The following is a 12,670-nucleotide window of genomic DNA, read 5'->3' as shown; positions in this document are numbered from 1 at the left end:
AAGTTTTTTATTTTATTTTAAAACGTAATCCCGCGTAATACATTTGTCCAAAAACTGGAGCATATACAATCGATGCGTCAAAATTTGGTCCAAACGGATTGTCACTACCTAAAATCGCTTTGTTTTGTCGGTAATTCCCAATATTCTCCCCTCCTACATACACTTCAAAAACATCAGAGAAGACTCTTGTTACTTGTGCATTCATTAAAGAATACGAAGGTGAAAACTCAGGCAATCTATCTTTCTCTGGATTTGAAGCTGTATTTGGCAATTGTTGCTCTCCAATCCAATTAAAAGTATAATCTATTTTCCATTGTTTTCCATCAACAAGATTAGTTTCGTATTCTAGATTACCAAAAAAACGATGTTTTGCTTGTAATGGTCTTTCAAAATTTCCAGATAAATAATCGGTTCGAATATCATAATATTTATAAGCTGAACGGAAATTAAAATTCTTTAGTAATTCATAGTTAAATTCAACTTGTAAACTATTAGCATATGATTTCCCATTTAAATTATAAAATAGAACTTCTTGCGGGCTTTGCATTACATCTACAACAACCTGATTCTGGAAATCAGTTCTGTATAAATCAAAAACCACTTCGGCATGCTTATTAAAAAGAGAAAACTTTTGCGAAAAACTCAATCCGTAATTCCAAGCAATTTCCGGATTCATTCCATAAATTTTTCCGTTATTATCCAAAATAGAAAACACTCTTGAACGAGCAAACAACTGTTGATTTTCGGCAAAAACATTAGCAGAACGCTTCCCTCTTCCTGCTGAAAATCTCAAAACTGCTTTCTCCCAAGGATTATATCGTACATGTAAACGTGGAGTTACAAAAGTCCCTAAACGATTATGATTATCAATTCTCCCTCCTAAAATAACACTAAAATTATCCGTATTATCATATGTATATTCAAAGAAAGCTCCAACAGAATTATCGATTCGGCTATAATCATTTACATTTACAAACTCCTGATATTGATCGTATGTAAAATTTAACCCTGCAGCAAATTTATTCTTAGTGTTATCAATAATTGAATTAAAAATCAAATTAGAATAGTAACTATTCTGTTTGATATCATATTGATTTAAACCAAAATAAGATCTCTGATTGTGACTATTAAACGCATTCTGAAAACCAATACTCTGATAAGGCATATCTGGAAAAACATAACCAATTTTAGTAGCTACATCAATTCGTTCCGTGTTAATTTCTGACCCCCAATAATTCATTGTCCCTTTATCACGATCCTTATCAAAATCTAGCTCGCCGGTTTGCTTTTTATCATTCATGTATCTAAGATTAACAAAACCAACCCAGCCTTTCTCAGCATTCGTATATTGATAACGGTTCAAAATATTGATTTGTTTCCCTAATGGATTATCCAAAAACCCATCATCGTTCATATCTGTTTTTGCAACTCGTGCATTACCATGAACTAATAAACTTGTTGCCCATTTATCAGAAAGCTGTTTAGTAAAATGAGTGTTTAATTCGAAACGAGAATCAGTAGAACCATATGCATTTAAGAAAAATGGAATATCATTCATTGGTTTTAACAACTCAGTATTTATTTGTCCCGAGATACTTTCATACCCATTTACAACACTACCTGCTCCTTTGGTAATCTGGATACTTTCAACCCAAGTTCCAGGGGTAAATGATAATCCATAGGCTTGAGAAGCCCCTCGAACAGAAGGAACATTTTCTTCGGTAATCATCAAATACGGACTCGTAAGCCCCAGCATTTTAATTTGTTTTGTTCCAGTTAACGCATCCGAAAAGCTTACATCAATAGATGGATTTGTTTCGAAACTTTCGGCCAGATTACAACAAGCAGCTTTAAGCAATTCTTTACTTGTTATAAGTGACGTATTTCCTGTAAGAGTATATGATTTTTTAATTCCTTTTTGCTTCTTTACAATTTTTACTTCGTCCAAATTCTCTTGAGCAAGAGCAGGAATACAAAGTAAAAGTATAGCGAAAAATGCTATATTTTTTTTCATGAGTATAATTTTAATATTTAAATAAATAGATTCAAACCATAACAAATGATTTGACTTTAAAAAACATTAAAATCAGGCGTAAAATATATATTGTTGATAGAGCTTAAATAGCGGAGGTGCATGAGCATCGCTATAATAAGTGTTTAACTGTTTGCTCTTAAATTTTGGAATAAATAAAAAAACAACTGCTTTAAATTCTTGAAAGGTAAAAGGAAAATCAAGCTGAAATAAAAATGTTTTAATAGTAGCTGTATCTGATTTTTTCTCAAAATGAACTACTTTATCCTTACAGCATGATGCTTTCTTTTTGGTAGCAATCTCACAACATTTCTTAACTGGAGGTGCTTCTAAAGTTTTATTCAATGAAATCGAGGCTAGCTTACCTCCACAATAATGTACATCAAAAGCTAATCCTACATTGGAGACCAATAGTAGAAATGCTAAAAACAAACTAGTACATCTTTTTATATTCATATCGTTTGTAAAATTAGCATTATAATCAATTACACAAATGAAATTCTTGTTAAAAAATTAAAAATTACTTTTTTTATAATTCAAACTCCTGCCCCATCAAAGGAATAACACAATTGAAACCATATTTCTCTTTAATTTTTATACGAAGAGCATCTGCTGGAACATTTTCTCCATGAACCAAAAAAACTTTTTTAGGTTTATTATCTAATACAGAAAGCCATGCAAGTAAATCATCCTGATCTCCATGAGCCGAAAGCCCTCCTATTTCTAAAATTTTTGCTTTAACTGGAAAATATTTTCCACGTATTTTAATCTCATCCGCACCTTCTAATAATTTCCTACCACGAGTCCCTTCGGCTTGGTAACCTACAATAATTACTGTAGTTTCTCGCATTCCTATATAATGCTCAAAATAATTCAAAACTCTTCCTCCTGTAGCCATTCCGCTCGCCGCAATAATAACTTTTGGACTTTTGTTATAAATAACATCCATTGTTTCCTGATAATCCGAAACTAAAGAAAACATTTTAGACATTCCTATGCATTCCTCCATCGTAAGTTTATGCCATTCTTTATTATTAATAAATATTTCCAGAGCACTAATTCCCATAGGGGTATCTATAATATATGGGATATTCGGAATCCGATTTTCCTTCTTTAGTTGCCATAATAAAAACATGATACTCTGTGCTCGTTCTACAGCAAAACTGGGGATAATTACCGTTCCTTTTTTCTGGAAAGTAGTATTAATATGCTTCTCAAGCTCTTCTTTTGGATCTGTATCAGGATGCAATCGGTTTCCGTACGTACTTTCTAAAAATATATAATCTCCTTTTTTGGGTTTTTCAGGAGGAAACAATAATACATCATCATCTCGACCAATATCTCCTGAAAAAACTAACGTTTTTTTCTCAACTGTCAACGCAATACTACACGCTCCCACAATATGTCCTGCAGTAGAAAAAACTGCTGAAATATCTGTTTCTAGAAGAAAGGGTTCATTAATTTTGACTACTCTAAAAAGTGGAAAAACTTTCTTAGCCTGATCTACCGTATAAAGCGGTTCTGCAATTTCATGACTTGAATATTGCTCTTCGTTGGCCTTATTTGCCTCTTCTTCCTGAATCTTTGCACTGTCTAAAAGAATAAGTTTAGCTATTTCTTTTGTTGGACCTGAACAATATATCTTTCCTTTAAACCCCTGATACACCAATCTTGGTAACAAACCACAATGATCTAAGTGCCCATGGGTAAGTAATACAAAATCTATAGTTGAAGGCTCAACCGACAAAGGCTCCCAATTAAGTTCTCGTAAAGGTTTTATCCCTTGAAACTGTCCGCAATCAATTAAAATCCTAACACCATTACTCTCAATTAATGTTTTAGAGCCCGTAACAGTTCCCGCACCACCAATGAATTTAACTTTCATTTGATTCAAATTTAAATTACATAAAATAAAAAACTATACTTTTAAGAATACCTACACAACTCCGATGCTTCTTTTATAATACCTTTTATTCTTTGAGAACTCAATCCTATTTCTTCTAAGCAATAGCGATTATTTAACAACTCTCTAACCAAAATCACATCCAAAGCCAATAACTTATCTTTTTCGGCAAGTGTCAGGGTGGTCAAACAAGTTATAGGATACAAATTATTATTCTCATTTTTTGTTCTCAAATTATTATTTGCAGGATAATCCCAACTTAATAAATTCAATCCAGAACATGTTCCAAAAGTCATTGCATCTAATGTAAATCTATTATTGGTAACTATCCAGCATTCTGAAATAACATCTTTCTCTGCAAAAACAAGATGTTTTCTTTCTTTAAGATCATTAAATCTAGACAAAATATACATCGGTACTTTTACATCTGTAGATGCTTCTTTTCCCATATGAAATTTACACTCAATCATTCCAATAACATTATTTTTCTTTACCAAGACATCTACTTCGTGCGAAACACACTTTCCTTGTAGCGTTAAATTAGTTCTCGTTTCATAATTTTCAATGGAGAAAAGTCTAGCGATGTATTTTTCGAAGTAAAAACCTGCAGGTCCTAATAACTGAATGGCTTCTTTTAAGTTATAACGTGCAGCATGAGAATGAGATTTTTTTCGCAGCAGATTAAAGGCCATCTTATAAATTCTCTTGGTAGAAATACCTTCGTAAATTTCTTTTTCTATTGTTTGTAAAACTTCTTGAACAATTAATTGGTTTGCACCCGAATTCAACAGAGACTTCTCTAATTTCTTCCTGTCAAAAACAACAAAATCTCCTGATTTTTTTACAACTTTCATCCGTTCCTTAACTTGATCATTAAAACAAAAACAAACCGACTAATAAAGATACGAAAAAAAAGAGCTATTTACTTAGCTTTTGATAATAAAATCCCGGAATAAACAACAGCATAAAAATAGGTTGGATTAAAAATCGACGCACATAAAAAAGCATCAAATTATTATGATTAGCGTAGAAATAAATAACACCAGAAAAAATAATAATTAAAACCAGAAAAAAAACAACATATAAAATCGAAGCGAATTTCATCATTTCAATTTCTTCAAAAAGCACATAAATAATTCCCAATGATAGAATCGTATTTAATGTGTATCGAAACAGCAATCCGAAAAATAAACGAAGCGAATCAAATTCAGGCAAAGGAAGCACTTCATAATCTCTTTCAAAATAAACTAGAAAAGGATCATAAAACAACTGACTTTCAAAAGCCCTTACACCTACTAAAAGAAGCACAAAAACAATTAGGAGAAAAATTCTCAACTTATTTTCAAGAATATTATTTAGCATATTTAGAAAATTTACTTACCCAAATAATCCACAGAATAAAAACCAATCCATAAATCACCAATGGAAAAAGAACCCCATGCAAAATATGTGATTTCTCTGGAAAATAATATAACAATGTGCACAATGATGCTATTCTAAAAATATTAAGGACATAAATAAAAAGACAACCTCCTAAAATATAAAGTAACGTTGGTTTTAATTTCCCTGAAAAGGCAACTATAAAAGATACAAATAAAATAATAACACTAATTGCATTACAACCTTCCACAATTGAAGCAACTGTTTTTTGATTATACAATATCCTTACATACGGCTCTGAAGGGATTTTCACGAATTCAACATCATCTTTAAACAATCGCAATAATTGCTCCGTATGATACGCAACTAAATTTGTTATTCCGTCTAACTTACCTGTAGTTCCAAAACTGCTCAAATAAAATTGATAAACCAATGTCAATATAATATAAGTTGCAAAAAATGCACCTATAAAAAGAAGAAAGGGCTTATACTCAATTAAATATTTTTTCAAGACAAATTTTTAACAAATTTATGTATTTTTTGATTTGGCTTTAAATACTTTTGTATAAAAACAAAATAAGATGACATTTCAAGAATTACAACCAAAAATAACTGCGATTGTAGCAGACACAAATCACTCAAGAGATGAGAAACTATTAAACATTTGTCAATTATTAAGTGACAATATAGATTACTACAACTGGGTTGGCTTTTATTTTGCTAATCATGAAAACAAAACATTGCATTTAGGCCCTTATGTAGGAGCCGAAACGGATCATACTGTTATTCCTTTTGGCAAAGGAATTTGCGGACAAGTTGCCGTTTCTAACGAAAACTTTGTAGTCCCAGATGTAGCTGCTCAGGATAATTATATTGCTTGTAGCTTTACTGTAAAATCAGAAATTGTTGTTCCTTTATTTGTTGATGGAGTAAATATTGGTCAAATTGATATTGATAGTCACGTACTTGACCCATTTACTGAAGCTGATGAAAAGTTTTTAGAATTTGTTAATCAAGAAGTTGCCAAACTGTATTAGAAACACAATTACATCTCTTCAGTTTTAAAAATGTAAAAACATGAAATTTAGCTTTCCTTCTTATTTTACAATTGCCTTTTTTCTATTAGTAACGACAAAATTATTCTCACAAGGCTCCTTAGACCTTAACAAAATGATTTACATGGATTCTACATATACAGAAACCACAGCAGAAAACTATAAATACATTAGGATTGTCGAGGGATATTATCAAAACAGAACATCTTATGTTTTTAAAGATTACTACAAGTCTAAGACTCTCAAAATGATTGGAACATCAAAAGATAGAGATTTTTTAAGAAGAGACGGACAATTTGTTTACTACCATGAAAACGGTAAAAAAAAGTCAGCAGTTAGTTATATCGATACAAAAAAGGACGGCAAAGAATTTAACTGGTACGACAATGGCTATTTAAAATCGGAGCTTGAATATTTTAAAGACAAAAACAGAGAGGTTATTTTTAAAGTTAATAATTATTGGAACAAGCAAAACGAGCAAAAAGTAACATCAGGAAATGGTGACTGTAAAGTAGAAGACGAAAACTATGAAGGAAGCGGTAAAATAAAGAATGGCTTTCCTGACGGTATCTGGAAAGGGAAAAACCTAAAAGCTAATTATACTTTTACCGAGAGCTATAAAAACGGCAAATTAATCTCTGGCATAAGCATCGATTCCTTAAACATTGAACACCCTTACAAAGTTGTATCTGAAAAACCAAGTCCTAAAAACGGAATAGAGACATTTTATAGATATATAGCACGAGAAATGTTTATTCCGATAGACGTTAGAAATAAAGTTTTTGGAAAAATATACATGACTTTTGTTGTGGATAAGGAAGGAAATCTAATTGAACCAAAAATAGTAAAAGGGATTGGTTACGGATTAGACGAGAGCGCAATTAGCGTAATTAAAGGGTGTAAAAAATGGAACCCAGGATTAGAAAGAGGCATTCCGACAAGGTTTATTTATTCATTACCCATAACAATTGCAAAAAAGACTCAATAAAATTTATTTTTAGAGAAAAAAAATACTATTTTTGCACCCGTCTTACAAGAGATGTATGACATACATAAAAATCATTAAATAATATTGGAATGTATTTAACTAAAGAAATTAAAGAAGAGATTTTCGCAAAACACGGTGAAGCAACAAACACTGGAAAAGCAGAAGCTCAAATTGCATTGTTCACTTACAGAATTTCACACTTAACTGAGCACTTGAAAAAAAATCGTCACGATTATAACACAGAACGTTCATTAGTACTACTAGTAGGAAAAAGAAGATCATTGTTAGATTACTTGAAGAAAAAAGAAATCAACAGATATCGTGAGATTATCAAAGTATTGAATATCAGAAAATAATCAATATAAAAAAGAGGTGCGAGAGTGCCTCTTTTTGTTTTTTAAACAAACAAAGAAAAAAGTTTGGTTTTTCATTGGGTTTTAGGCATTAACTACGCACAACAACAACTACAACACAACTAAAACCCATTGTATAATCAATAAGGAAAAAAATTTATGATTCCACAATTATTTGTAGAAAAAATCGATTTAGGTGATGGCAGAAGCATCACAATCGAGACAGGACGTTTAGCTAAACAAGCTGATGGTTCTGTAGTAGTAAGAATGGGCGACACGATGATACTTGCAACAGCAGTTTCAGCTCGTACCGCTAACCCAAATGTTGATTTCTTACCATTAACGGTAGATTATCGCGAAAAATTTGCGGCAGCTGGTCGTTTTCCAGGAGGTTTCTTCAAGAGAGAAGCTCGTCCTAGCGATAGCGAAGTATTAACAATGAGATTAGTAGACCGTGTTTTACGTCCGCTTTTCCCAGATGATTACCATGCTGAAACGCAAGTTATGATTCAATTAATGTCTCATGACGAAGAAGTAATGCCTGATGCATTAGCTGGTTTAGCTGCATCTGCAGCATTAGCAGTTTCAGACATTCCTTTTTACAACTTAATTTCTGAAGTACGTGTAGCACGTATCGATGGAAAATTTGTAATCAACCCAAGTAGAGAAGACTTAGCAAAATCTGACATCGACATGATGATTGGAGCTTCTATGGATTCAGTTGCAATGGTTGAAGGAGAAATGAAAGAAATTTCAGAAGCTGAAATGGTAGAAGCTATCAAATTTGCTCACGAAGCTATTAAAGTTCAAATTCAGGCTCAATTGCGCTTACAAGCTGCTTTTGGTAAAAAAGAAATTCGTACTTACGAAGGTGAGAAAGAAAACGAAGAAATTTACAAAAAAGTAAAAGCTGCTGCATACGATAAAATATATGCTATTGCAAAAGTTGGTTCAGCTAAACACGAAAGAACTGCTGCATTTGCCGAAGTAAAAGAAGAAGTAAAAGCTTTATTTACTGAAGAAGAATTAGCTGCTGATGGAGATTTAGTTTCTAAATATTTCTACAAAACAAACAAAGAAGCTGTTCGTAATGTAGTATTAGAATTAGGCGTTCGTTTAGATGGTAGAAAAACAACAGACATCAGACCAATCTGGTGTGAAACTGATTATTTACCAAGAGTACACGGTTCTTCTTTATTTACACGTGGAGAAACTCAAGCATTGGCTACAGTAACTTTAGGAACATCTAGAGAAGCTAACCAAATTGATTCTCCATCTGAACAAGGTGAAGAGAAATTCTACTTACACTATAACTTCCCTCCTTTCTCTACTGGTGAAGCAAAACCTCTAAGAGGAACTTCAAGAAGAGAAGTTGGTCACGGTAACTTAGCTCAAAGAGCGTTGAAAAACATGATTCCTGCTGATTGTCCTTACACTATCCGTATTGTATCTGAGGTTTTAGAATCTAACGGTTCTTCTTCTATGGCTACAGTTTGTGCTGGTACAATGGCTTTGATGGATGCTGGGGTTCAAATGGTAAAACCAGTTTCTGGAATTGCTATGGGATTAATTACTGACGGTGAAAAGTTTGCTGTATTATCTGATATTTTAGGTGATGAAGATCACTTAGGAGATATGGACTTTAAAGTAACTGGAACTGCTGATGGTATCACAGCTTGTCAGATGGATATCAAAATTGATGGTTTACGTTACGACATCATGGAGCAAGCTTTAGGGCAAGCACGTGAAGGACGTTTACACATTTTAGGAAAATTAACTGAGACTATTGCTGCTCCAAGAGCAGACGTTAAAGCACACTCTCCAAAAATCATCACTAGAACTATCCCTGGAAACTTTATTGGAGCATTAATTGGACCTGGAGGAAAAGTAATTCAAGAATTACAAAAAGCTACTGGAACAACTATTGTAATCAATGAAGTTGATGAACAAGGTGTTATCGAAATATTAGGTACAGATCCTGCAGGAATTGAAGCTGTTTTAGCTAAAATTCAATCTATTACTTTCAAACCTCAAATGGGCGAAGCTTATGAAGTTAAAGTAATTAAATTGCTTGATTTTGGAGCTGTAGTAGAATATACTGCTGCACCAGGAAATGAAGTTTTACTTCACGTATCTGAGCTAGCTTGGGAACGTACTGAAAACGTTACTGACGTAGTAAACATGGGAGATGTTTTTCAAGTTAAATATCTTGGACTTGATCCTAAAACTAGAAAAGAAAAAGTGTCAAGAAAAGCACTTCTTCCAAGACCTCCACGTGAGGAGAAAAAAGAGTAATCAGATCTTAGTTTACTAAAGGTTTATTTATAGAAAAAACCCCAATTCATTTATTTGAATTGGGGTTTTTCGTTTTTAGCTATTGTCGATAAACAATTCCGAACATCAAACTCTGTGATCCAAAATCTTTCTCGACCTTATCATTAAATAATCCATAAGGAGACCATTGATAATGACATTGTAAACCAACATTTTTATAATTGAGCTTAATTCCTTGCGACAGATAAAATGAGGTCAAAACTTCTTTTGTATGCTCTCCATCTTCAAATTCTAATTCGTCTGGAGCTTTATAAAAATCTAGAGCCAAACCAATTCCAGAATTCCATTCTAAATTAAAATCTTTTTTTCGCAAAGATAAAGGAACAACTTTTGCAAAACGAGTTCCGATATTTATTGCAAAATGACTTGATTTATATTGAACTATAGTATCTCTATATTCAAAATTAGGCCCTACGGGTTTTTTAGGTATAAAAAAATTAAAACCAAAATCTATAAAATCTTCCCGATTCAATTTATTTCTAAACCAAAAACCAAATGATGGCGATAAATCAAACTTACCCGAAAGTTTCCCGATTGGCTGAACAAAGCCAGCTTCAACATAAATTCTTTCATAATCATCAGACGTATCTTGAGATTCATTTTGACAAAATGCAAATTCCGAAAACAAAAGAATTAATAGATATAAAAAACTTCTCATAATCACCAATTTAAAAAAGGCATTGACCTTTTATTATTCACATTCCAAAGTCCTAACTGAAAACCTCTTGAATTTGATTTATTAAAAATCCCAATCTGCAATCCTTTATTAATTTGTACTTGATTGAAAACTCCCAAATGCAATCCCTTCAACTCATAAGATTGATTATAAACTCCAATTGTCGAACCAATTAAATCATTATTAGCATTATAAACACCTATTGAAAATCCATTTTGATGACCTGCAATTGTTCCCAAAACAGTTACTGAAAGGCCATTAAAATCGTTGAACTTGTTTCCAGCCGAAATATTTAAGCCATTCATACTTGTTGTGGTAAAAAAGCACCCAGAACTAAGATTTAAACCATTCAATTTTAAATAAGGAGCATAACTCATATTCTTAATTTTACAAACCTCATTCGGCTCTTTGGCAAGATTGTTCTTTTTATTATTCTTAATGATTTCTGGTAGATATACTAATGACATAAAAGCATATAATGCTCCAGCAGCAGGTGCTGGATTTACTTCTATATTTATCCCATTAATTGTTTGATGCTCTATATTTTTATTATTGATATGTCCAAGACCAAACACAAGTCCATTTACTTGGTCAACTTTTTTAGAAATTGGCGAAAGACTAAAAATCTGCGAATGTGTTTTTACAGAATCAACTGTATGAATCTGGATTACGTCCTGAGCATGAATAAATCCAAATGTTAAAAACAGGAATACTAAAATTGACGTTTTCATAAATCATTATTTTAAAATTACAAGGCAAACCTATTGCAATTATCACACGTATATTTGCTTAAATGAATAAAACTATTTCTTATATTTGCGATTATCGCAAATTATGAAATATCAAGAATCATTTTTAAAAGCCATTCGAAGTAAAGTTTCAAAATCAATTTCTTTAATAGATGAAGTAGCTTCTGTATTAGAAATTAGCTACGATGCATCACATCGGAGAATATCTGAAAAAAGTAAATTTTCCATAGATGAAACTATCAAACTCGCAGATCATTTTAATATTTCATTAGATAATTTATTCTCAAAAAAAGAAAAAGTTATTGTCGAGAAAACAATTGAAATAGAGACATTAAAAGATATGCTTCAATATTTTAAAACTTCTTCAGAACAAATTGAGCTTTTAACTAAAAATCCAAAAACGACCCTTTTTTATTCTGCCAAGGATATTCCGTTATTCTATTTTATGGATGGAACTATTTTATCAAAATTCAAAGCTTTTGTATGGCTTAATCTTTTAAATACGGACCAAAAAAAAGTTGCTTTTGAAAATTTTGTAATCGAAGAATCCTTTACAGAATACATGCAAAAATTGAAAAATGTTTATGATAATGCTATTGTAAATGAGGTATGGAATGACACTACAATAAACAGTAGCTTACAACAGATTTTATATTTTTATGAGGCCGGTTTACTTAACCTAAAAAATGCAAATGCACTTTGTAAAGACTTAAAAAGGATCATCAATTCCATCCAAGAAAAAGGCAATAGACCAAATTCTAATTTCACCATATACTACAATGAGTTAATATTGTTAAACAATAATATGCTCATAGAAACAGAAGAAAAACTAACGATGTTTGTTCCTTATACGTTACTCGGTTATTTTATTACTGATAACATAGACAGTTGTAAAAATGTACATCAATTCTTCAAGCAACAAATAATCAACTCAAAGGCTTTGGGTGCCTCTGGAATCAAAGAGCAAAATTTATTTTATAATCGAGCCATTCGAAAAATAGATTATTATATCGAAAAAATCAACTCTCAAGTCGATTTACTATTTTAAAAGAGTAAACAGATTTTAGCCTACTAAAGGTTTATTTATAGAAAAAGCCACAATTCAAATAAATGAATTGGGGCTTTTTCGTTTTTATGCTACTATGATATATTTCACAATAAATATTTTTTTTTAACATATTTTTTTTTAATATTTGCTGA

General features: G+C 31.8%; 13 protein-coding genes. 5 read left to right on the top strand and 8 right to left on the bottom strand.

Annotated features, from left to right (window positions below):
• Positions 1-7 precede the first annotated feature (7 nt).
• From LPB87_RS01080 to xrtF, 6 genes are all read right to left on the bottom strand, one after another.
• Entirely contained in the window at positions 8-2,014 is a 2,007-nt protein-coding gene (locus LPB87_RS01080; RefSeq protein WP_230604471.1) for a TonB-dependent receptor plug domain-containing protein, read from the bottom strand.
• 72 nt (positions 2,015-2,086) lie between these two features.
• Entirely contained in the window at positions 2,087-2,488 is a 402-nt protein-coding gene (locus LPB87_RS01075) for a hypothetical protein (protein ID WP_129537346.1), read from the bottom strand.
• Between the two features lie 73 nt (positions 2,489-2,561).
• A complete protein-coding gene (locus LPB87_RS01070) occupies positions 2,562-3,917 on the bottom strand; it encodes an MBL fold metallo-hydrolase (protein WP_230604469.1) in 1,356 nt (451 codons plus the stop codon).
• Between the two features lie 41 nt (positions 3,918-3,958).
• The gene (locus LPB87_RS01065) at positions 3,959-4,789 is read right to left on the bottom strand and encodes an ATP cone domain-containing protein (protein ID WP_230604467.1); all 831 of its coding nucleotides are present in this window, start codon (positions 4,787-4,789) and stop codon (positions 3,959-3,961) included.
• Positions 4,790-4,853: 64 nt separating this feature from the next.
• Positions 4,854-5,297: an exosortase F system-associated protein gene (locus tag LPB87_RS01060; RefSeq protein WP_230604465.1), complete on the bottom strand. Its 444-nt coding sequence runs from the start codon at positions 5,295-5,297 to the stop codon at positions 4,854-4,856.
• Positions 5,287-5,826, bottom strand: a complete 540-nt coding sequence (xrtF, locus tag LPB87_RS01055; protein WP_129537344.1) for an exosortase family protein XrtF — start codon at positions 5,824-5,826, stop codon at positions 5,287-5,289. The genes LPB87_RS01060 and xrtF overlap by 11 nt, the downstream gene beginning before the upstream one ends.
• Before the next feature lie 70 nt (positions 5,827-5,896).
• On the opposite strand from xrtF, the gene LPB87_RS01050 reads away from it, so the two are divergent.
• The 4 genes from LPB87_RS01050 to LPB87_RS01035 all read left to right on the top strand — a co-directional run bounded on the left by LPB87_RS01050 (position 5,897) and on the right by LPB87_RS01035 (position 10,006).
• Positions 5,897-6,352: a GAF domain-containing protein gene (locus tag LPB87_RS01050; protein WP_129537343.1), complete on the top strand. Its 456-nt coding sequence runs from the start codon at positions 5,897-5,899 to the stop codon at positions 6,350-6,352.
• 40 nt (positions 6,353-6,392) lie between these two features.
• Complete coding sequence (locus tag LPB87_RS01045) at positions 6,393-7,358, top strand: energy transducer TonB (protein ID WP_230604463.1); 966 nt, start codon at positions 6,393-6,395, stop codon at positions 7,356-7,358.
• Positions 7,359-7,447: 89 nt separating this feature from the next.
• Positions 7,448-7,714, top strand: coding sequence for a 30S ribosomal protein S15 (rpsO, locus tag LPB87_RS01040; RefSeq protein ID WP_129537341.1), 267 nt, complete (start codon positions 7,448-7,450; stop codon positions 7,712-7,714).
• A gap of 156 nt (positions 7,715-7,870) precedes the next feature.
• Positions 7,871-10,006 (top strand): polyribonucleotide nucleotidyltransferase, encoded by a 2,136-nt coding sequence (locus LPB87_RS01035; RefSeq protein ID WP_230604458.1) that lies wholly within the window; start codon positions 7,871-7,873, stop codon positions 10,004-10,006.
• 79 nt (positions 10,007-10,085) lie between these two features.
• On the opposite strand, the gene LPB87_RS01030 is transcribed toward LPB87_RS01035, so the two are convergent.
• Together LPB87_RS01030 and LPB87_RS01025 are read right to left on the bottom strand one after the other, a co-directional pair.
• A complete protein-coding gene (locus LPB87_RS01030) occupies positions 10,086-10,703 on the bottom strand; it encodes a hypothetical protein (RefSeq protein WP_230604456.1) in 618 nt (205 codons plus the stop codon).
• A gap of 2 nt (positions 10,704-10,705) precedes the next feature.
• Positions 10,706-11,452 carry a hypothetical protein gene (locus LPB87_RS01025; protein WP_230604454.1) on the bottom strand — a complete coding sequence of 249 codons (747 nt, stop codon included), beginning with the start codon at positions 11,450-11,452 and terminating at the stop codon, positions 10,706-10,708.
• Positions 11,453-11,555: 103 nt separating this feature from the next.
• On the opposite strand from LPB87_RS01025, the gene LPB87_RS01020 reads away from it, so the two are divergent.
• The gene (locus tag LPB87_RS01020) at positions 11,556-12,518 is read left to right on the top strand and encodes a hypothetical protein (protein WP_230604452.1); all 963 of its coding nucleotides are present in this window, start codon (positions 11,556-11,558) and stop codon (positions 12,516-12,518) included.
• Positions 12,519-12,670 lie beyond the last annotated feature (152 nt).

The organism is Flavobacterium sp. EDS (genome assembly GCF_020991525.1).
In the GTDB taxonomy this organism is placed as follows: Bacteria; Bacteroidota; Bacteroidia; order Flavobacteriales; family Flavobacteriaceae; genus Flavobacterium.
The sequence above is the reverse complement of the archived record's forward strand: the minus strand, read 5'-3'. Positions and strand labels throughout refer to the sequence as shown.